This is a genomic window from Neochlamydia sp. AcF84, from assembly GCF_011087585.1.
Classification (GTDB): domain Bacteria; phylum Chlamydiota; class Chlamydiia; order Chlamydiales; family Parachlamydiaceae; genus Neochlamydia.
In genome coordinates, this window is record NZ_VJOT01000052.1 from 44,616 (window position 1) to 67,062 (window position 22,447).

Consider the following 22,447-nt stretch of genomic DNA (forward strand, 5'->3'; position numbering starts at 1 on the left):
GTAGTGGCAATATTGCCATCTTTCGAAACAACGATCTTTGATAATCAGCAATTTAAGTCTAACAAGTGTCAAAGTCAGGAAGAAATAGAAGACTGCCTTGCATTTTTTAGAGAGCTTTCTTCAGAAAATTTTTTCCTTAGAAAGCGCTTGTCTTTGGCGCTGGATAGGGAGAAATACGAGAGTTATTGAGAGAATTAGATAAAAGATAGCTAACTTAATGAATAGAACCTTAAAGCGCCACTTATATTTTGGATAATTCCTTAGGCTTTAGCCAAGATCGTTAACAATAAAGCTGCGGCTAACGTTTACCCTTTTCTATGGCAAGCATATGTTTATACCTCGTTTACTAAGCTCCTTCGCTTGCTCGATGTAAGCGTTCAGACAAGGTAGCCAAAATTCCACTTTTTAAAAAGTTTACATCCACATAGGCTTGCCTGTGCTTTTCCTGGTCGAGTTGCCGAAGAGTGGCATATAGATTAGAAACAACGAGCTCAGGTTCTACAAGAGGCCCTAGAGTTAAAACTTTGCAGCCTGCAGGGTAATTTCGATCGCTGAAGCCAATAATAACGCCTTCGGTGATATCCTGAAAAGATTGTACAAGGGTTAATTTAGCTTGGGGAGCATAGTGGCGATACATGCCTCCTGGACACAAAGGTTTTTCACCTTTTTGTTGTTGAATTCTAGGCATATATCCTAAAGATGGATAAAAGCTCTCAGCAGCTAAGGCACCCTGGCGTATAATTTGCCAGCCACCTTTTCTATACATTAAGATGGTGGATTCTAAGCCTTTTTGGCATGCCCCTCCGTCTAGCACAGGAAAGTGTTTACCAAAATCATGCTCCACATGCTCAGGATGAGTGGAGGAAGGGTAGCCTGAAAGGTTGGCTGAGGGCATAACGAGAGGGCCTGTTTGTTTCAATAACTCTAAAGCTAAAGGATGCTGAGGAATGCGAAAAGCTGCCGTTGGTAAATCGGCGCGTACTTTTGCCGGAATTAATTTACATTTGACGGGTAGCACGATTGTCATAGGGCCTGGCCAAAAGCCCCGTGCCAAACTCTCTAAATCGCTGACTTTTCCTTCCAGGTAAGATAATATATCATTCAATTCAGCGACATGGATGATTAAAGGGTTATTCGAGGGGCGCCTTTTAAGGGTGTAAATATAGTCGATAGCTTCCAAATGATCTATAGAGGCGGCTAGCCCATACACCGTCTCTGTCGGTACACTCACCACTTCCCCTGCCCTTAACAGTTGAATAGCTTCTGTTACTGAGATGCGCATAATAGAGCAATAACCTCTTGCAGATAGATAATGAAGTGATCAATTTCTTCTTTAGTGTTGTATAAGCCAAAAGATATTCTGGCAGTAGCTGGTACACCAAAATGGCGCATGGTGGGCTGTGCACAATGATGTCCTGTGCGTATAGCTACTCCTTTTAAGTCCAGCATAGTGCCAATATCGAGCGGGTGTGCTCCTTCTACGATAAAGCTGATGATAGCAGCTTTTTCTTTAGGCTTTCCAATGATGCGTACTTGCGGAATGCTTTCCATTTTTTTAGTGGTATACTCTAAGAGCTCCTGCTCATGAGCGTGGATAGCAGAAAAGCCGATCGTATTGATATAATCAATAGCAGCGCCTAAACCAATCACTTCCGCGATAAGGGGTGTCCCTGCTTCAAACTTTAAAGGTAGTACATTATAGGTAGTTTTTTCCCAATCGACCTTATCAATCATATCGCCGCCTCCTTGATAAGGCGGCATTTGATTGAGAAGCTCTGCCTTGCCGTATAAAATTCCTATTCCTGTAGGCCCGTAAAGTTTATGACCTGAGAAAGCGTAAAAATCTGCGTCTAAGGTCTGGACATCAACTTTCATATGCGGAACAGCTTGCGCGCCATCCACCAGTACTTTGCTTCCATAGGCATGAGCCATTTGGATCATCTCTTGGACGGGATTGATAGTGCCAATAGCATTAGAAACGTGCGTTAAAGCGACTAGTCTAGTTTTAGAATTTAAAAGCTTGGCAAACTCTTCTAAATTTAAATTTCCTTGGCTGTCGAGGGGAATAAATCTTAGAACAGCTTGTCTATCTTCACACATCATTTGCCAGGGAACAATATTGGCATGATGTTCAATCTGCGTTAAAATAATTTCATCCCCAGGTTTGATAAAGGCTTTTCCAAAAGAATAAGCCACTAAGTTGATAGAGTCTGTGGTGCCGCGCGTAAAGATAATTTCTTCGCTTTTTGAGGCATTAAGAAGCTTTTGAACTTTCTCGCGGGCTTCTTGGTATTTTTTAGTAGCCAAAAGAGAAGATTCGTAAATGGTTCGATGGACTGTACTGTAATGATTTTGATAAAAATCTTGGATGGAATCAATCATGCACTGCGGCTTTTGAGCGGTAGCGGAAGAGTCAAAATAGATAAGCGGTTTTCCATGCATCGTTTTAGCAAGCATAGGAAAGTCTTTCCTAATTTTTTCCACATCAAAAGAAGCTAGTTTCATCGCCTGGCTCCTGCATAAGGTATCGGTAGGCTTGCTTGTTAATGGCATTCATAAGAGAAGGGTAGGGGATCATCTCAATGATTTCTTTACAGAAGCCGTAGACTAAAAGATTTTTAGCGGCTTTCTCTGAATACCCCCGTGTTCTTAAGTAAAAAAGCTGTTCTGCATCGAGCTGTCCCATGGTAGCTCCATGGGAGGCTTTAACATCATCTGCAAATATTTCGAGGTTAGGCTTACTCTCAGCTTTAGCTTTATCACTAAGCAGTAAGTTGCTATTCAGCTGAAAAGCTTGGGTCTTCTGGGCAGCTTGATGTACTAAAATTTTGCCTTCAAAGCTAGAATGGCTAGCATCGTTTAAAACACTTTTGAAAAGCTGCATGGAGCGGCAGTAAGGGGCTTGATGTTCCACTAAAATATTTGCGTGGGCTTCTGCTTGATCAGAAAGCATCCAAAGGCCATTTAAGCTAGCCTCTGCATTTTCTCCGGCGAGAACTACTCGATAGTCGTTCCTTAAAGAAGTAGCGCCTTTGCTAGCCAAAACAGATTTGAAGGTACTACCTTTTTTGAGGTTAGCGCGAAAAGCTTCAAAATACCAATGTTTATTTAAAATTTCAAAAGGAGCTTGGAAGTAGCGTAAGTGAGATTCTTCATCCATTGCCACTTCGATAGAAATATTGGATAAAAAGTGCTTTCCTGGCCCATCCACGTGAGTGGCTATTAAATCAAGCTGGGAGTGAGCCCCCATGAAGCCTTGGATTCTCGGGTTTGTCCATAGAGAAAGGTCGGTCTCATGGCTATTAAAATGTAATAGCTGCAAAGGGACATCTACCAGGGTTTTAGGGGGAGCGTAGATAAAGATTCCTTGACGATGCAGCGCCGCATTAAGAATTGCAAAAGGATCTTTTTCTTCTTTGAGCAGTTTATTCCATTGATTGTTTAGAAAGCTTCCATAAGTCCGCCAAGCTTCCTTTAAAGGTAGAATAACCATTCTTTTAGGAAGAGCAGACAAATTAGATAACTCTGGATAATAATTTCCATTAATCATCACTAAAACAGAGCCCACGCATTCGGGCAAAATGTGCGGTGCAATAGAGTCAGCAGATAAGGGGATAACGCGCGCGGGCTCAAAGGCTTGTATGTAAAGATTTCTTAAACGAAGATATTGAAAAACTTCAGATTGGCGAGTGGGTAAACCGATTTCTAAAAAACGCAGCCAGGCTTTTTCTTTAAGCTTTTGTGTAGGATCTTTTTCTTCAATAGCCTCAACATACATCTTTTGAAGCATCTGCTGAAAAGCTTGTTGATCGGTATAGCTCTCCGTGATCATCTTAGGGCCTCGCTTTGAGGGGCCGGCACTAACCAATCGTACCCTTTATCTTCTAGCTGGTGGGCTAATTCAGGACCACCGGATTGCACTATTTTTCCTTCTACCATGACATGGACAACATTCGGTTTAATATAGTCGAGAAGCCGTTGATAGTGAGTGATAAGAATTAGGCCCATCTGAGGATTCATCAATTGATTGACACCTCGAGCCACAATACGCATGGCATCAATATCAAGCCCTGAGTCAGTCTCGTCTAAGATCGCAAGCGCAGGCTGTAAAACAGCCATTTGTAAGATTTCATTGCGTTTTTTTTCTCCCCCTGAAAAGCCTTCATTCAGGCTACGTTCTTTGAATTCCGTTTTAATTTCCATACGTTTCATAATCTCATCGAGAGATTTCTCAAACTCTACTAAAGGCATTTCAGGGTTACCTTTGGCTTTCAATACAGAATTATAAGAGGCATGTAAGAACTGCAGATTACTAACCCCAGGAATTTCCAAAGGATATTGAAAGCTCATAAAAATTCCTGCATGGGCTCTATCTTCTGGGGCCAATTCCACTATATTTTGGCCTTTGAACAAAATCTCCCCAGATGTAATTTCATAAGCCGGATGGCCTGCTAAGACCTTTGCAAGGGTAGATTTTCCTGCACCGTTAGGACCCATGATGGCATGAATTTCACCGGGTTGTACAGTTAAGTTTAATCCTTTTAAAATAGGTTTGTTTTCTACATTGGCATGAAGATTTTTAATTTCTATTAGCGCTTGGGAAAGGTGAGTCATGAATAATTATCCAACCGAATTTTCAAGTTTTAATGTTAGCAATTTTTGAGCCTCTGCAGCAAACTCAAGAGGTAATTCTTTAATCACATCTTTACAAAAGCCATTAACGATCATATTGACAGCATCTTCTTGAGAAAGACCGCGACTTCTCATATAGAAAAGCTGCTCTTCATTCATTTTAGAGGTAGAGGCTTCATGTTCAACTTGGCTAGAAGAGTTGCCTACCTCAATATAAGGAAAAGTGTTAGCTGAGCATTGATCTCCTACTAGCATAGAGTCGCATTGCGTATAGTTACGAGCTCCATGGGCTCTTGGCACAATTTTAACTAAGCCACGGTAACTGTTGTGAGAGGTATCGGCTGAGATGCCTTTAGAAACTATGGTTGAACGGGTGTTTTTTCCTAGATGAATCATTTTTGTTCCTGTATCAGCCTGCATATGATGGTTGGTAAGGGCTACAGAGTAAAATTCCCCTACAGAATGATCACCTTGAAGAATGCAGCTAGGATATTTCCATGTAATAGCAGCTCCAACTTCTACTTGGGTCCATGAAATTTTAGACGAAATACCTGCGCAGCGACCGCGCTTAGTTACAAAATTATAAATTCCACCCTCTCCGGTTTTTGGATTACCTGCATACCAATTTTGCACGGTAGAGTATTTAATTTCTGCATGATCCAAAGCAATAAGCTCTACGACTGCAGCATGGAGCTGATTATTGTCATAAGCAGGCGCTGTGCAGCCTTCTAAATAGCTAACAGATGAGCCTTCTTCAGCAATGATAAGGGTGCGTTCAAATTGGCCGCTTTCTTTATCGTTGATGCGAAAATAGGTAGAAAGTTCCATGGGGCACTTAACGCCTTTAGGAATGTAAACAAAAGAGCCATCAGTAAACACTGCAGAGTTTAAGGTAGCATAGAAGTTATCACCAATAGGAACTACACTGCCTAAATATTTTTTTACAAGATCAGGATAAAGGTTAATCGCTTCAGAGATTGAGCAAAGAACAACTCCTGCCTCCTCTAAATTTTTCTTAAAAGTGGTCCCAATCGAAACGGAATCAAAAACCATATCGACCGCGACATTGGTTAATCTCTTTTGCTCATCTAAAGGAATCCCTAATCTTTCAAAAGTACGTAAAATTTCTGGGTCTACTTCATCTAAGCTATTATACTTAGCCTTAGTCTTAGGAGCGGAATAGTAGCAAATATTTTGAAAATCAATAGGAGGATAGTGGACATTAGGCCAGACGGGTGGGGTAGATTCAAGCCATAGACGATAGGCTTTAAGGCGAAAATCTAGTAAAAATTGAGGTTCATTTTTTTTTGCCGAGATGGCATGTATAGTCATCTCATTGAGCCCTTTAGGTAGACTATCCATTTCAACCGCAGTTGAAAATCCGTATTTATAATCGGATTGTCCCCTAAATGCTTCTTGTGTAGCCATTAAATTCTCCTTATAACTTGCTAAGAGGATATCACAGTCTTGACAAATGTAAAAAGTAAAAAGTTGACGAAGAATAGCCTTTAATCAAGGCATCAACTTTAAAAAGATTAAAAATATACTATATCATTTAAATGATTAATTTTCAAATAATTAAGTAATAAATAAATTATTTTGTTAGTTATTTTTCCAATGGGTAAGAAGTTCGCGTTTAGCTTTTTTCCTTAAAAGGGTTAGTAAAATACTCATAACCTCCATCATGTCGCCTTAAAGGTGTAATCTTTGAGACCACACTATCATGCTAAAGGCCGAGGATAGCTATTCAGATCTAAAACGCTCTCAAATCCCCAAAGCTTATGTAATCCAGACTTTTTGGCTATTCGATTGAGCGGCTTGTAAGGCATCTTTCTAGAAGAGAGAAAGAGAGGCAATAAAATATAACTTTCATAAGCTTCTAATTGTTAACAAGCCTTTAAACCTAGATAGGTATGGTAAAAAGATTTATCTAATGATTGATCTCTTCATTGAGCTTTTTTTTATCTATCAGCTTATCTTCTTGGTAAGTTTGTAAAACTCGCGGATGACCTATCTGATCGTATTTATTAAACTTCCCATGACGTAAATCATTTTTATATTCCGCTTCAAAATAGAGTACTCCTCTGTTATTCCAGTATTGAAAAAGGCCTTCTTTTTTTCCGTTTTGGTAGGTGCCACGTGAAGCTAGTTGCTCATTTTCGTGATAAGATAGAACTTCTCCATTTTTTTTTCCCTGAATATACTCTTCTTTACGACGAACTTTTCCATTGGGGAAGTATTCGAGGAGGGGGCCTTGCATAATATCATTTTTGTAAGACAAGGTGCGATGAGTTTTACCATCCTCGTAGTAGGTGGTACTCATCCCATCACGGACGCCTTGATGATAAAAGGTACTGCTGACCTTATTGCCAGCTTCATTATATTCTGCTAGCTCACCTTCAAGAAGTCCATTCACATAGTGAGCCTCTAGGGCTTTAACTTTAGGGTTAGCATCACCTGAAGGATAAAAAATTTGATGCAGGCCTTCCAAACGATTATTTTGGTAATGGGACTTCACGATAAGGCCATTTGGTTTACGGGTTTGATAAGGGCCTTCTAGATTACCATGCTGGTAATAACCTTGCTCGATAAGGATGCCCTCTTGATTCCATAAGGCCTTAAGGCCATGAAGGATGCCATGATCATATGTTAGTATGGCTTGAGGCTGGCCATTTTTATAAAAGCTTTTTTGTTCCCCATGCATCTTTCCTTCTAGATAATTTAACAGGTGGGAAAGATTTTGCTGACCAGTTATGGCATCAGGAGGATAAAGCTCACGCGCAGGCCCTGTTCGCAAGCCTTGCTGATAAGTGTATTCTTGATGAAGCGAGCCATTCTCGTACCAGGTAAAGGAATTGCCCTCAACTTTTCCGTGCTGATAGTTTAGCTGGCTAGCTTTTTGCCCATTAGGCCAAAATGTTTCTTCTTTGCCGTGTAATCTGCCTTTTTGATAGAAGCTGATGCGTTTGAGTTGACCATTACTGTGCCACTCTTGAACTTTATGAGTAGGTAGGTTTTGCTCAAAATGAGCTTCATATAAAAGTGTGCCTTCTTCATTCCATCGACGAAATTCGCCTTGTTGCTGGCCATGAGAATAGTTAGTGCTGTTTTTAAGTTGGCCATTGGGAAACCATTCTTCATAGAGCCCATGAAGGGCTCCTTTGATATAATGGGCTTGAATATTGAGTTTTCCATTAGGATACCATGTTTGACTAAGGCCATCCTTCGCATTTTCTTTATAGCTCTCCTTTAGAAAGAGTTGGCCATCCTCAAACCATTCTTCAAACAAGCCAGTTTTTTGATAGTTTGCATAGGTTATACGAAGCTTAGGTTGGCTATTTTTATGAAACTCTTCTTGTTTTCCATCTAATTGCCCGTTTTTATAGAAATAGCTACTTTTAAGTACTCCTGTAGGATACCATTCCTTGTAAGAGCCTTCGTAATTTCCATGGATAAGCCTATATTCAGCAAGTTTATTGCCGCTAGCGTCCAATTCTAAGATAGGCTCAAGTAAATGCCCATGAGGATCATAATGGGCGGATTTAGCGATTTTACCATTAGGATGGTTAAGAAAATGCAATCCTGTTGGAATGCCATGAATAAATTTTCCTTGGCCTATTAACTGCCCATCCTCATTAAAAAATTGTTCCAAGCCCTCTTTTTTTCCTAATGTATAGCTAACTCTGTAACTTTCTTTGCCATTAGGATGATATTTTACATGCTGACCGTTAGGCTGCCCATATAAAAAATCTTGAAACTCTTTTGTCATACGATTAGGATAATATAGATGGAAGGCAGGAACAGTTTTTCCATTATCAAGCAGCCCTAGATGGTAATGGGCTTCTGCTTTTAAAGAGCCATCCTCATACCATTCTTGGGCAAGTCCTTGTTTCAAACCTTGGTAATAATAGATAAGAGAAGCTCTTATTTTATTGAGATAAAAAGTTTCATATTGACCACTAAGCTGATCATTTTCATAAAAGCCTTTTTCTGCTATTTCTCCATTAGAATAACGAATCTCTAAGGGACCATGCTTAACATCTTGCTTCATATAATGAACACTTTCAATTAAGCCATTAGAAAAATATGTTCTGATGGGCCCATGAAGCTTGCCTTTATCGTAGAAAATAATTTTTTGAACAGAACCGTTTTCATTAAAAAATAGTCCAGGACCATGATAAACAGGACGTTGATCTAAATAGAGTAAATCCACTTCTCTTTCCGGATTAGCATTTTTTCTAAAGTGTATTTCTTTGGCCGGAACCCCTTCTTTACTCTCTCCAGAGGGTGCGTAATATAAGATAATTTTAGGGGTGCCATCCGGATGACTCTCGATAACTTCCAGGCGCCAATTGGGTTGAATTTCTTTTAAAGTGGTGATCACAGCTTCCGTAATGGGAAGCTCACCAGCTTGGTGCAAGGTCTGATCTTGGCTAAAGCCTTTAGTAAAGAAGCTGAAAATAATAAGAAATAAAGTAGGGCATAAAAAATACATGAAATACCTTAAATGAAAACTTTTTTTAATTTAACTACCCTTTAATTTCATTTTTTTCTAAAGTTGGCAACGATAAAGTAGCAATTATTCCTATAATGAAAAAAACACCTAGGATGCTTAAAGCATAGACAGGAGCATGCTCATTAAAAAATCTCGTCATTAAACCACCCCCGCCCTGTCCTAAGCCTTCCGATACACACCAAGCCATACCCATCAAGAAGGCGCTTACCATACCGGGACTTTCAGGGACCATCCAATGGCCAAAAGCGATCAATACTGAATTAACAGTGGTGAAAAAAGCCCCCAATAAAAAAATTAGAGCAACGAACGTAATATTGTCAAAGGTAGGATAAAGCAAAAATATATAAAAAGCTATCATGGCCGCCACTGTAGCCCATAGGATAACTCTCTTAGGCGAATATCGATCAGATAGATAGCCTGCCGGAATCAACATCACAGCGCCTCCTAAGATAAGAAAAAGATGGCCGCCGCCATGGCAAATCCAAGGGTTGTAGCCTTTACATATTAAAGTGTCGGGCAGAAGAAAAATGGTAGCCCAAAAAAGCGTTTGATTGCAGACTTGCGCGATATACAAGAGACGTAGATTGCGATTTTTGAACATCCTAAAAAGAGCTCTGAGATTAACATCATGGGCAGATTGAATAGGGGTAAAATTGTGGATTCCTTGGAGACCATAGAATGAAGTAAATACCAAAAGGATTGCCGGTAGGACTAAAATGGCCGTGGCACCATGTAAAGCAGAATGAAAGTAAGTGTAGATAATTTGGCTGCTTGCAAGCCCTAAAGCTCCTCCGGAAGCAAAGATAGCAATTACCATTGCTTTGCGATGAGGTGTTAAAGCTCCAGCTAAGCTAGTCGCTGCAGGATGAAAAGCTCCCGACCCTACACAAGTAATAGAATAAATCAATAGAAGCATCCAATAGTTTGTAGAGTAAGCTAAAAAGGTGTTGGCAGCCGTAAATAAGACGCCCAGGCAGATAAGCTGCTTACGCCATCCTCGGTCGCTCAAAGGCCCGAAAAATATTTGCATCCCTTCCCCAAAAAAAGCTCCTGCAGCCGATATAGTCCCAGCAAGAAATAAGTCTAAATGAGCCAATGTCTTATACATAGCCCATATCCCTATCATAAAATCTACGAGAAAGTGCGCTAACCAGATAAAGATTAACGGGCGGATCATAAAAAAGTCATAAAATAATAATTTAAAGAAAGTAGGTGCTATTATAAAGTTTTGGAATTAAGTAATAAAGGGAATAGTAGGCTAGCTAGGCCTTTTAGGATCTTCTTTAATTTTAACCTTCTAAAAGTAGCTGTCTACTTTTCTGTGATATCTTTTATAACAAAAAAATTAGTTTAAACAAAAGGCAGAGAAAAAATTCTCAGAGAAGTTAGCATACCTAATCGAAAAACGAGCGAACATAGGCCTATTTGGCTAGCCTCATTAATTTTTTCTGGCTTTATGAAGAGGCGTGCCGCATTTACTCATTTCCCTCTTTTTCGCTTAACATTCTTGCTTTCTCCTTTGGAAGAATCTTTTTAAGCAAAAGTTGCAGGATTGCTCTCAAGTGAAACATGAAATGAGTATGCAGGCCTTGTGGAAGAAAATGGCGGGCCTCTGCGCAACAAATTGAGTGGATAAAGATCGTGGCAGAAGAATTAAATAAAGCTTTAGAGGAACAAACTCCTATACGCGAGGTAATAAGAAATGTTCAGGTGAGTTATGAAGAAGAATATTTAAATAATAACTTTTAAATCAAGGTAATAAAATGATTAGATGTCTTATCCATCCTCTTACAAATTCAGTTGTAGCCGAATTGATTCCCCAAAAGGAGGTCAATATCCTTGATGAGAAAATGCTAGAAAAATTAACTATCACAGGTATTACCGTCTCTTCAGAATTTAAAAACCTACACCGCGTGAGCTGGAGAGTTTACCCTAATGATAATAAAGAAGTATATGCTAAAGCCTTTGAACAATTTTATTTCGTGCATGGCTTGCAGCAACAGGGATATTTTTGGAAAGATAAAAGCGAGGGGGATATTCCTATGGGAAAGCTAGCTGAAAGTATACTCTCGCACTATTATGATAGCATGAAATCACCCCCAGATTCGGATAGCTTATCTAATATCCAACAACAAAGAGACTGCTAGCAAATCTTATATACATGATTAGAGTAGAGTAACTCCTATAACTTTACGTTAAGTATTTATTTTGCGATATTTTAGAGGTCCTATCTCTGCTCTTTAGAAAAATGGCTAGCTTAATTGATTCTCAGATTTTAGTTTTTGATCATTTACTTTGGCAAAAAATTTGGTTAAAGGTCTCATTATAAGAACTGTGTGGGATAAGAGTTTTATAAGCTATAATGAAAATTCATTTATAAGTGTTACCTAGATTGTCTTAATTAAAAAAAATTTGGTTTTTAAGCTTCTTTGCAGAGGAGAACTTACATCCAGCATTTAAGCTATCAGCTTTTTAAATCTGTATGCGTCCTCTCTGCCAGTTATACCTAAATATTCCTAGGTTAGGCAAAATGATGATTAATTAAGAGGGGAGGCTGGCAGCTTAATATCACACCGGGCTATTTCCAGAAGTTTTTCTCTCATACGTTTTTCCTCTTCCAAAGAAAGCTCCATTAAATTGACTATTTCTTTTTGCTTATAATGTTCACATAAGAAACAGATAAGATTATAGATAGGCTATCTCATTATGCTCGACTTTATGAGCAGCACTTATCAAGGCACTATCATTAGAATTGGATGATTTGCAGAGGGTATACAAAGCTTAAGCTGGCTATTCTTATGAAATTCTTCTTGTTTTCCATCTAATTGCTCATTCTTATAGAAATAGTTACTTATAAGTACTCTTGTAGGATACCATTCTTTATAAAAACCTTGTTTAGAATTGTGTTAAGGATAGAATAGGTTTCATGGCAACTTCTTAGTCGCGGGAAGAAAAGCTGATTGCTTCTTTAAAGATAAGATGGCTAAAAGTTTTTTTATTTTATTTTAGCTCATCTCAATCTAAAAAGTGCTTACGACCATTCTACAATTGAAAACGCTGTCTTATTTTTTCGGCGATATCCTTCAGAGGATTTTCTGCTAATTCAAGCTTGGTAAGCTGAGACAATAGACCTATTTCTGCAGGAAGGCTGGTGAGTTGGTTTTGATTTAAGTGAAGCTCTTTCAGCTTAGGCAACTCCCCGATTTCTGCAGGCAGGCTGGTGAGCTGGTTTTGACTTAGTTCAAGCCGTGTCAGCTCGAACAACTCCCCGATTTCTGCAGGCAGGCTGGTGAGCTGGTTTTGATTTAAGAAAAGCTGTGTCAGCTGAGACAATTGCCCGATTTCTGCAGGCAGAGTGGTGAGTTGGTTTTGATTTAATTCAAGCCGTCTCAGCTCAGACAGTTCCCCAATTTCTGCAGGCAGAGCGGTGAGCTGGTTTTGATTTAAGTAAAGCTGGTGTAGGAGCTGAAACAACTGCCCGATTTCTACAGGCAGAGCGGTGAGCTGATTTTGATTTAAGTAAAGCGTTTGTAGTTTAGGCAGCTGCCCGATTTCTGCAGGCAGAGCGGTGAGCTGGTTTTGATTTAATTCAAGCCTTTGCAGTTTAGGCAGCTGCCCGATTTCTGCAGGCAGAGTGGTGAGCTGATTTTGATTTAAGTAAAGCTTTTGCAGCTGAGACAGCTGGCCTATCTCTCCAGGAAGACTGGTAAGCTGGTTTTGGCTTAATTCAAGCTCTCGCAGCTTAGACAGCTGTCCGATTTCTGCAGGAAGGCTGGTAAGCTGGTTTTGATTTAAGTAAAGCGTTTGTAGTTTAGGCAGCTGCCCGATTTCTGCAGGCAGAGCAGTGAGCTGGTTTTGATTTAAGTAAAGCGTTTGTAGTTTAGGCAGCTGCCCGATTTCTGCAGGCAGGCTGGTAAGCTGGTTTTGGTTTAAGCGAAGCTGTGTCAGCTGAGACAATTGGCCTATTTCTGCAGGCAGGCTAGTAAGCTGGTTTTGAGTTAATCTAAGCCTTTGCAGCTGAGACAGCTGGCCTATCTCTCCAGGAAGAGTAGTAAGCTGGTTATCATCTAAGTAAAGCAATTCAAGATTAGGCAGCTGTCCAATTTCTACAGGCAGAGCGGTGAGCTGGTTTTGATTTAAGAAAAGCTGTGTCAGCTGAGATAATTGCCCGATTTCTGCAGGCAGAGCGGTGAGCTGGTTTTGATCTAATTTAAGCTCTTGCAGCTGAGACAATTGACCTATTTCTGCAGGAAGGCTGGTGAGCTGGTTTTGATTTAATTCCAGCTCTTGCAGCTGAGACAGCTGCCTGATTTCAGCAGGAAGGCTGGTAAGCTGGTTTTGATTTAAGTCAAGCACTCGCAGCTGAGACAATTGACGGATTTCTGCTGGCAGAGCGGTGAGCTGGTTTTTGCTTAAGTGAAGCTTTTGCAGCTGAGACAATTGCCCTATTTCTGCTGGCAGAGAGGTGAGCTGATTGTTGCCTAAGTAAAGCCTTTGCAGCTCAGGCAGCTGCTGAATTTCTACAGGAAGGCTGGTGAGCTGGTTTTGACTTAAATCAAGGGTTTGCAGCTGAGATAACTGGCCTATTTCTGGAGGTAAATAAGTCAAGCCTGCTCCACATAAATTTAAAGTCGTGATGTTTTTACAATTTTCTTCAATCCAATCTCTAAGAAGCTCTCCTTTTTTCTCTAGAGGTAAGTGCTTAATTTCTTGCCGGCTCAAGTATTTTTCCCCACCAGGAAGTTTTTTCCACAGTAAAAGGCGATTAATATTTAAGAGATAAGAAGAGTAATTAGCCAGAGTTAAGCCTCTTTTTTCTTCTATTTTCCATTTAAATTCCAAAGGAGAAATAGATTTAGCTAAGGTAAAAACTTGTTTAAAAACTTGATAAACTTTTTTAGTAGAGGTAAGTCCAGGATTAAGTTGATAAACTTTAGCTAACATAAGAGTTCGTTGGGTAGTGGCATTCGTCTTAGGGAAATGAAGGTGGGCTATTTTTTTATAAAGAGAGGGCATGACTTCAGTAGCCAGCAGATGATGCCATCTTTTACAGACGCTAAATAAGGAAGGAACTGCGCAAGCCTTTAAGATAGGGAGTAGTAATTCATTGGGCAAGCTTTCAATAGATGTTGATGAGATAGGATGCATTTTATTTCCTTGGATAATGATGAACTTTTGTCATTTTTATTTTTGAAGGCAATATAAAAAAATTAAAAAAGCAAGTCAAACGAATTCGTATCTTTATCAACAAAAACAACTCACAGAGGATCTATCGCCCTTCTTTCTTAGATAGATTTAAGAGAAAGGGGGAGATCTTCCAAGCATTTAGGAACAGCCACAGGTTTTGGGGATTAAGTGATGCGGCAATTTTGGTTTGGCTAAAAAAATGAAATTGATTCTGTGCCTTATTTGAGAAAAACGGCTTTCTTTGGCGCCTTGTTTTAATTCTTCTACTGAATGATGAAATACAATACTCCAGTTTCTTTCTATCAAAAAAAGTTGTTCTCCCAGACATAACAATCGGCAGAAAAAGAGAGAAGCTCCTTGTCGTTATAAATGTGTAGGTTAGTTTAAGCTTGCTTAGTTGCTGGAAGGAAAGCGGATTGCTTGTTTAAAGATAAGATGGCTAAAAGTTTGTTATTCCATTTTAGCTCACTCCAAATTAAAAAGTACTTGTTATTCTACAATTGAAAACGCTGCCTTATCTTTTCTGCAATATCTTTCAAAGGATTTTCTGCTAATTCAAGCGCTTGCAGCTGAGACATCTGCCCGATTTCTGTAGGTAGACTGGTGAGTTGGTTTTGGCTTAAATCAAGCCCTAGCAGCTGAGACAATTGCCCGATTTCTACAGGAAGGCTGGTGAGTTGGTTTTGATTTAAGTAAAGCCCTAGCAGCTGAGACAATTGCCCGATTTCTGCAGGAAGGCTGGTGAGTTGGTTTTGATTTAAGTTAAGCCTTCGCAGCTGAGACAATAGGCCTATTTCTGCAGGAAGGCTGGTGAGCTGGTTTTGATTTAAGTGAAGCACGTGCAGCTGAGACAATAGACCTATTTCTACAGGAAGGCTGGTGAGTTGGTTTTGATTTAATTCAAGCTGTAGCAGCTGAGTCAATTGCCCGATTTCTGCAGGCAGGCTGGTGAGCTGGTTTTGATTTAATTCAAGCCGATACAGCGCTTTAGGCAGCTGCCCGATTTCTGCGGGCAGAGCGGTGAGCTGGTTTTGATTTAATTCAAGCCATTCCAGCTGGGACAGCTGTCCGATTTGTGTAGGCAGAGCGGTGAACTGGTTTTGGTTTAAGTAAAGCTGTATCAGATTAGACAACCGACCAATTTCTGCAGGCAGACTGGTGAGTTGGTTTTGATTTAAGCAAAGCGTTTGCAGATCAGACAGCTGCCCGATTTCTGCAGGCAGAGCAGTGAGCTGGTTTTGATTTAACTCAAGCAATTCCAGCTGGGACAGTCGCCCAATTTCTGCGGGCAGAGCGGTAAGCTGGTTTTGATTTAATTGAAGTCCTTGCAGCTGAGACAATTGACCAATTTCTGCAGGCAGAGCGGTGAGCTGGTTCTGGCTTAACTTAAGCTCTTGCAGCTGAGACAGCCGTCCTATTTCTTTAGGAAGACTGGTGAGCTGGTTTTGATTTAATTCAAGCCATTCCAGCTGGGACAGCCGCCCGATTTCTGCAGGCAGAGCGGTGAGCTGGTTTTCTCTTAAGTCAAGCGTTTGCAGCTGAGACAACTGCCTGATTGCTGCAGGCAGAGCGGTGAGCTGGTTCTGGCTTAGCTTAAGCTTTGTCAGCTGAGACAATTGGCATATTTCTGAGGGTAAATAAGTTAAGCCTGCATTAGATAAATTTAAAGCCGTGATGTTTTTACAGTTTTCTTCAATCCAATCTCTAAATAGCTCTCCTTTTTTCTTTAGAGGCAAGTGCTTACTTTCTTCTCGTCTCAAATATTCTTTCCCACCAGGAAGTCTTTCCCAAAGCAAAAGGCGATTAATATTTAAGAGATAAGAAGAGTAATTAGCAAGACTTAAGCCTCTTTTTTCTTCTGTTTTCCATTTAAATTCCAATGGAGAAAAAGACTTGGCTAAAGTAAAGATTTGCTTAAAGATTGCATTTACCTTTGCTGCTTCAGAAAGCTTTTCTTCTAGCTTATAAATCCTATCTACAATAAGCACCTGCTCCTTAACATTTCCTTGAGGAACATGCACTTTACCTATTTGCTTATAAAGAGGGGGCATGACTTCAGAAGCCAGCAGATGATGCCATCTTTTACAAACGCTTGATAAGGAAGGAACTGCAGAAGCCTCTAAGATAGGGAGCAGCAATTCATTGGGCAAGCTTTCCATAGATGCCAAAGAGATAGGATGCATTTTATTTCCTTGGATAGTGATAACTTTTTCAGCATTTTCATTTTTTAAAGACAATATAAAAAAATTAAAAAGCAAGTCAAATGGATTCGTATCCTTATCAATGAAAAACAACTCACAGATAATCTACCTCGCTTTTTTTTCAGATAGATTTAAGGAAAAGGGGGAGGCCTTTCAAGCATTTAGGAGCAGCCACAGGTTTTAGAGATTAAGTGATGCGGCAATTTTGGTTTGGCTAAAAGAATGAAATTGATTCTGTGCCTTATATGAGAAAAACGGCTCTTTTGGTGCCTTGTTTTAATTCTTCTACTGCTTCTACATGCACACTGGTGAGATGTTTTTGATTTAAGTGCGGATTACTTGTTTAAAGATAAGATGGCTAAAAGTTTTTTATTCCATTTAGCCCACCTCAATTTAAAAAGTGCTTACGACCATTCTACAATTGAAAACGCTGCCTTATTTTTACGGTAATATCTTTCAAAGGATTTTCCGCTAATTCAAGCTCGATAAGCTTAGACAGCCGCCCGATTTCTGCAGGAAGGCTGGTGAGATGGTTTTGATTTAAGCAAAGCCTTCGTAGCCGAGACATTTTCCCTATTTCTGCAGGCAGAGCGGTGAGCTGGTTTTGATTTAAGTAAAGCTGTAGCAGCTTAGACAGCTGCCCGATTTCTGCAGGCAGGCTGGTGAGCTGGTTTTGATTTAATTCAAGCTCTTGCAGCTTAGACAGCTGCCCGATTTCTACAGGTAGACTGGTGAGTTGGTTTTGATTTAAGTCAAGCGTTTGCAGCTTAGACAGCTGCCCAATTTCTGTAGGCAGAGCGGTGAGGTGGTTGTGATTTAAGTAAAGCCAGTGCAGCTGAGACAATTTTCCGATTTCTGTGGGAAGAGCGGTGAGCTGGTTTTGGTTTAAGTTAAGCCCTCCTAGCTGAGACAATTGCCCGATTTCTGCAGGCAAACTGGTGAGCTGGTTTTGCTCTAATTCAAGCGTTCCTAATTGCGATAGCTGTCCGATTTCTGCAGGCAGGCTGGTGAGCTGGTTTTGGCTTAAGTTAAGCCCTCCTAGCTGAGACAATTGCCCGATTTCTGCAGGCAAACTGGTGAGCTGGTTTTGATTTAAGTAAAGCTGTATTAGCTCAGGCAGCTTCCCGATTCCTGCAGGAAGGCTGGTGAGCTGGTTTTGATTTAATTCAAGTGTTTCCAACTGCGATAGCTGCCCGATTTCTGCAGGCAGAGCGGTGAGCTGGTTTTGGCTTAAAAAAAGCCATTGTAGTTGAGACAGCTGCCCGATTTCCATAGGCAAAGCGGTGAGTTGGTTTTGATTTAAGTTAAGCCTTCGCAGCTGAGACAATAGGCCTATTTCTGCAGGAAGGCTGGTGAGCTGGTTTTGGCTTAAAAAAAGCTCTTGCAGTTGAGACAGCCGCCCGATTTCTGCAGGCAGGCTGGTGAGCTGGTTTTGCTCTAATTCAAGCGTTCCTAATTGCGATAGCTGTCCGATTTCTGCAGGCAGGCTGGTGAGCTGGTTTTGATTTAAGCTAAGCCGTATTAGCTCAGACAGCTTCCCGATTCCTGCAGGAAGGCTGGTGAGCTGGTTTTGATTTAATTCAAGTGTTTCCAACTACGATAGCTGCCCAATTTCTGTAGGCAGAGCGGTGAGCTGGTTTTGATTTAAGTAAAGCTGTATTAGCTCAGGCAGCTGCCCGATTTCTGCAGGCAGGCTGGTGAGCTGGTTTTGGCTTAGATTAAGCGTTTGCAGCTGAGACAATTGCCCGATTTCTGTAGGCAGAGCGGTGAGCTGGTTGTGATTTAAGTAAAGCCGTGCCAGCTTAGACAGCTGCCCGATTTCTGCAGGCAGGCTGGAGAGGTGGTTTCCGCTTAAGCGAAATTCTTGCAGCTGAGACAATTGACCTATTTCTGCAGGTAGAGTAGTGAGCTGGTTTTCTCTTAAGTCAAGCGTTTGTAGCTGAGACAATTGCCCGATTTCTGCAGGTAGGCTGGAGAGGTGGTTTTCGCTTAAGCGAAGTTCTTGCAGCTGAGACAATTGAACTATTTCTGCAGGCAGAGTAGTGAGCTGGTTTTGGTATAAGTAAAGTCGTGCCAGCTTAGACAGCTGCCCGATTTCTCCAGGCAATGTGTTAAGCTGGTTTTGATTTAATTTAAGCGTTTGCAGCTGAGATAACTGGCCTATTTCTGGAGGTAAATAAGTCAAGCCTGCTCCACATAAATTTAAAGTCGTGATGTTTTTACAATTTTCTTCAATCCAATCTCTAAGTAACTCTCCTTTTTTCTCTAGAGGCAAGTGCTTAATTTCTTCTCGGCTCAAGTATGCTTCCCCACCAGGAAGTTTTTTCCAAAGTAAAAAGCGATTAATATTCAGCAGATAAGAGGAGTAGTTAGCTAAAGTAAAATATTTTTTCTCTTCAGTCTTCCATTTAAATTCTAGAAGAGAAAGAGAACTAGCTAAAGTAAAGATTCGCCTAAAGATTGCATTTATCTTTGCTGCTTCAGAAAGCTTTTCTTTTAGCTTATAAATTCTATCTACAATAAGAGCCTGCTCCTTAACATTTCCTTGAGGAACATGCACTTTACCTATTTGCTTATAAAGAGGGAGCATGACTTCAGTAGCCAGCAGATGATGCCATCTTTTACAGACGCTAAATAAGGAAGGAACTATGCAAGCCTCTAAGATAGGGAGTAGCAATTCATTGGGCAAGCTTTCAATAGATGTGGAGGCGATAGGATGCATTTTATTTTCTTGGGTAGTGGTGACTTTTTCAGCATTTTTATTTTTTTTAAAGACAATATAAAAAAATTAAAAAGCAAGTCAAACGAATTCGTATCCTTATCAATGAAAAGCAACTCACAGGTAATCTACCTCGCTTTTTTTTCAGATAGATTTAAGGAAAAGGGGGAGACCTTTCAAGCATTTAGGAGCAACCACAGTTTTTGGAGATTAAGTGACGCGGCAATTCTGCTTTGATTAAAAGAATGAAATTGATTCTTTGACTTATTGAGAAAAACGACTCTTTTGGGCGCAATGTTTTAATTCTCCTATCGAATGATGAAATACAATACGCCTAGCTTCTTCCTGTCGAGAAAGGTTGTTTTGCCAGCATAGCAATCTGCAGAAAAAGAGAAAAGCTTCTTGTCGTTACAAATGCGTAGTTTAGTTTGAGCTTGCTTAGCGACATTTTCTAAATTATTAAAATTGATTAAAATATAGGCTGTTTAATCAGCAAGCCTAATATGATAAGAAAACCTTATCCTAACGATTTAAATGATCGAGAACGGCAGGTGCTTGAACTTAATAATATGCAAGAAAAAAGCCGGTAAGCCACCTAAGCACCCTAAACGAGAGATGCTTAATGCCATCTTTTATGTCTTAAGGACAGGTTGCCAATGGACAGATCTTCCTTATGATCTTCCTCCTTGGAAATCGGTCTATTCTCAGTTTTTAAGATGGAGACAGAGTCATTTATTCGAACAAATTAATACTTATTTAAGGTGATCGCTTCGCCAAAGCTTAAGGCAAGCTAGCGGAACTTAAGTGCAGCTATAGTCGATAGCCAAAGCGTCAAAATAACTGAAAAAAAGGGCTCAGCGGATGCAACGGCGGCAAGAAAGTTAAAGGTAGGAAAAGACACATAGGGGGTAGATTATTTGGGACTGCTAATAGCAGCTGTAGTAAGCAGCACGACTTGCAATGGTAGAGATGGACTAAAGGTGCTGCTTTATTTTTTCCTGAAAAAGCTCTATAGCCAAAAAAAATATTTGCCGATACAGGGTATAGGGGAGAAGAGATGAATTAGAAGCAGCTTTACAGGGTATTGATTTAACAGCCATTAAAAGATCTAAGCTAAAAAGATTTCATCTACAAGCAAAAAGATGGATAGCAGAAAGAACATTTGCCTGGTTTGGCAAATGCCTCAGATTAAGTAAGGATTATGAGGCCTTACCAAACACTAGCCAAGCGTTCCTCTACTTAGCCATGATACACATGAGAGTAAAAAGAATAACGCAATAAATTAATTCAGATAATGTCTTTAGAAATAAGGCCTGGATTATCATAGCGTTATTAGAGCACTGTTTTTTCCTTTAACACTTATATGAAAATGGTTTGACGTCTATAAAATTAAAACATTTCTTTATTTTAAAGATATGTTGATAAAATGTAGCGGTACCTAATCGTGGAAAAGGAGGTTATGCAATGACTAAAAATAAAAATTACGATAAAGGTCAAGTGGCCCCTTTTCCCTTTGATAAAATGTTTTATCAGGAAAAAGGAGGTTCGGTGGATGAGCTTAACGATTATGATAGGGGCCAGCAAGAATTGGATTTAGGAGATGAAAGAGGCGCGGGGCACGAGCCATAAGGAGCATGCTGGCTAGGCCATCTGGCATTTAAAGGAGCTTTTAGGCGTAGCCCAGAGGTTAAGGGATGCTATTCTTAAAAGATCCTGAATAAAAGATAATTATCTATCACTTCTAAATTTTTTCTAATAAGCTATGATGAAAATTGCATTATAAGTGTTACTTGGATTGCTTTAATTAAAAAATTTGGTTTTTAAGCTTGTGTACTAAGGAGGACTTACATCCAGCATTTAAGCTATCAGCTTTTTAAATCTGTATGCGTCCTTTCTATTAGCTATACCCACATATTTCTAGGTTAGGCAAAACGATGATTAACTAGGGGGGAAAGCCGGTAGCTTAATCTCACGCTGAGCTATTTCCAAAAGTTTTTCCCCCATACGTTTTTCCTCTTCTAAAGAAAGCTTCATTAAATTGACCATTTCTTTTTGTTTATAATGTCCACACAAGAAGCAGATAAGATTATAGCAAGCTATTTCATAATGTTCGACCTTATGAGCAGCACTTATCAAGGCAATATCGTTAGAATCTGTATCTGCAAAATGCCTGATTAGCTCTTTCCCTTCGTTAAGAATGCCGTCCATACCTTTGCTACGATCCGTAAAATTAAGATCTAGTAAGGTTTTCATCAGTTCCCTCCCTTTATCAGCAAAATTAGGAATTCCTTGAATTTTGCTAGAGGTTGGATCAATGTCTAGCATCTCAAAAGTCTGTTGCAATCGTCTTATTTGGTCTTTTGTCTCTAAAATATGAGAAGAAAAAGCATCTTTTAATGCTTGGTTGGAAGATTTGCTAGCTAATGTCTTTAGATTTTCATAGGTTTCTCTTTCAGCATTATAAAGATGTCTAAGGCCTGTTTCTAAAAACAAGTCTAAAGCTGAATTCTTTTCCATATAAGCCTCCTTATAGCTTACTAATTTTTTTTAATAAAAATATAATAATGCTTAAAATTGTGCTAAAATGTTCTTTAGACGTAAATGCAGGAGGAGGTTAGATTAAATCATTTTACTGTTCCTATCTGTAATATTTTTTTCCTTAAAGGGTGCACTATTTTTATCATTTTCAGGGGAGCGTATAGGCTCGCCCCCATCATTATTGCAATAGCAAATTTAGAAGTCTTTAAAAAAATAAGGGTAGATCGATTTCTTTGAAACCTGTGTAGAAGGCTTTTGGTTAATCTAAGTTTTAAATGTTTTTGACATAATAAGAGCAAACTTAATAAGGATTAAAAGTTACTTGATGGAGAAGGTTCCTGGTGAGAATGCTTTCCTCCTCTCCTTAATTTTTAAAAAAGCTTTTTTTCCTAGATAGATGGAAAGTTGATCAAACTGTTTATATCTTACAAGCCATCAACCGATAGGATTAAACTTCTTTTGCCTTTGTAAGACCTTGTTGCGTAAATGACCTAATAGTTGGTCTGTTTAAAAGCTTATCAAGTTAGTACCCATTGTCCTTTGGGCATTCCAAGTGCTGTCATCTTGTTCATTGCCAAAGATTTAGCATATAATTCTGCCCGCTGATAGTCTAGCTTCCTAGAGCGAAAATCTCCTCCAAAGTTTCTTTTACTT

13 protein-coding genes, 1 pseudogene and 1 CRISPR repeat array are annotated in these 22,447 nt (G+C 39.7%); of the genes and pseudogenes, 3 read left to right on the forward strand and 11 right to left on the reverse strand.

What is annotated here, in order from left to right:
* Positions 1 to 346 precede the first annotated feature (346 nt).
* From NEOC84_RS05945 to NEOC84_RS05975, 7 genes are all read right to left on the reverse strand, one after another.
* Positions 347 to 1,282 (reverse strand): L-threonylcarbamoyladenylate synthase, encoded by a 936-nt coding sequence (locus tag NEOC84_RS05945; protein ID WP_166156580.1) that lies wholly within the window; start codon positions 1,280 to 1,282, stop codon positions 347 to 349.
* Positions 1,267 to 2,505: a cysteine desulfurase gene (locus tag NEOC84_RS05950; protein ID WP_166156583.1), complete on the reverse strand. Its 1,239-nt coding sequence runs from the start codon at positions 2,503 to 2,505 to the stop codon at positions 1,267 to 1,269. The genes NEOC84_RS05945 and NEOC84_RS05950 overlap by 16 nt, the downstream gene beginning before the upstream one ends.
* Complete coding sequence (gene sufD, locus NEOC84_RS05955; protein WP_166156586.1) at positions 2,486 to 3,832, reverse strand: Fe-S cluster assembly protein SufD; 1,347 nt, start codon at positions 3,830 to 3,832, stop codon at positions 2,486 to 2,488. The genes NEOC84_RS05950 and sufD overlap by 20 nt, the downstream gene beginning before the upstream one ends.
* Entirely contained in the window at positions 3,829 to 4,614 is a 786-nt protein-coding gene (gene sufC / locus NEOC84_RS05960; RefSeq protein ID WP_166156589.1) for a Fe-S cluster assembly ATPase SufC, read from the reverse strand. Before sufC ends, sufD begins: the two co-directional genes overlap by 4 nt.
* A 6-nt stretch (positions 4,615 to 4,620) precedes the next feature.
* On the reverse strand, positions 4,621 to 6,060 hold the full coding sequence (gene sufB, locus NEOC84_RS05965) for a Fe-S cluster assembly protein SufB (RefSeq protein WP_166156591.1): 1,440 nt from the start codon (positions 6,058 to 6,060) through the stop codon (positions 4,621 to 4,623).
* A gap of 502 nt (positions 6,061 to 6,562) precedes the next feature.
* Positions 6,563 to 9,127, reverse strand: coding sequence for a toxin-antitoxin system YwqK family antitoxin (locus tag NEOC84_RS05970; protein WP_166156594.1), 2,565 nt, complete (start codon positions 9,125 to 9,127; stop codon positions 6,563 to 6,565).
* Positions 9,128 to 9,161: 34 nt separating this feature from the next.
* Positions 9,162 to 10,325, reverse strand: a complete 1,164-nt coding sequence (locus tag NEOC84_RS05975) for an MFS transporter (protein ID WP_166156597.1) — start codon at positions 10,323 to 10,325, stop codon at positions 9,162 to 9,164.
* Positions 10,326 to 10,911: 586 nt separating this feature from the next.
* Between NEOC84_RS05975 and NEOC84_RS05980 the strand changes: the two genes are divergently transcribed.
* Entirely contained in the window at positions 10,912 to 11,295 is a 384-nt protein-coding gene (locus NEOC84_RS05980; RefSeq protein ID WP_207391816.1) for a hypothetical protein, read from the forward strand.
* Between the two features lie 895 nt (positions 11,296 to 12,190).
* Here the strand turns inward: NEOC84_RS05980 and NEOC84_RS05985 are convergent.
* The 3 genes and pseudogenes from NEOC84_RS05985 to NEOC84_RS10180 all read right to left on the reverse strand — a co-directional run.
* On the reverse strand, positions 12,191 to 14,296 hold the full coding sequence (locus NEOC84_RS05985; protein ID WP_166156600.1) for a leucine-rich repeat domain-containing protein: 2,106 nt from the start codon (positions 14,294 to 14,296) through the stop codon (positions 12,191 to 12,193).
* A gap of 533 nt (positions 14,297 to 14,829) precedes the next feature.
* Positions 14,830 to 16,518 carry a leucine-rich repeat domain-containing protein gene (locus tag NEOC84_RS05990; protein WP_166156603.1) on the reverse strand — a complete coding sequence of 563 codons (1,689 nt, stop codon included), beginning with the start codon at positions 16,516 to 16,518 and terminating at the stop codon, positions 14,830 to 14,832.
* Positions 16,519 to 17,059: 541 nt separating this feature from the next.
* Positions 17,060 to 18,322: a CRISPR direct-repeat array (repeat unit 35 nt; unit sequence CCGATTTCTGCAGGCAGGCTGGTGAGCTGGTTTTG).
* 63 nt (positions 18,323 to 18,385) lie between these two features.
* Positions 18,386 to 19,258 (reverse strand): annotated as a pseudogene (locus NEOC84_RS10180) (leucine-rich repeat domain-containing protein); the annotation flags it as partial.
* Between the two features lie 1,080 nt (positions 19,259 to 20,338).
* Here NEOC84_RS10180 and NEOC84_RS10185 point away from each other — a divergent pair.
* Entirely contained in the window at positions 20,339 to 20,536 is a 198-nt protein-coding gene (locus NEOC84_RS10185) for a transposase (RefSeq protein WP_166156624.1), read from the forward strand.
* Between the two features lie 183 nt (positions 20,537 to 20,719).
* The gene (locus tag NEOC84_RS06010) at positions 20,720 to 20,884 is read left to right on the forward strand and encodes a hypothetical protein (RefSeq protein ID WP_166156609.1); all 165 of its coding nucleotides are present in this window, start codon (positions 20,720 to 20,722) and stop codon (positions 20,882 to 20,884) included.
* A 309-nt stretch (positions 20,885 to 21,193) separates the two neighbouring features.
* On the opposite strand, the gene NEOC84_RS06015 is transcribed toward NEOC84_RS06010, so the two are convergent.
* Positions 21,194 to 21,772, reverse strand: a complete 579-nt coding sequence (locus NEOC84_RS06015; RefSeq protein ID WP_166156612.1) for a DUF892 family protein — start codon at positions 21,770 to 21,772, stop codon at positions 21,194 to 21,196.
* Between the last annotated feature and the right edge of the window lie 675 nt (positions 21,773 to 22,447).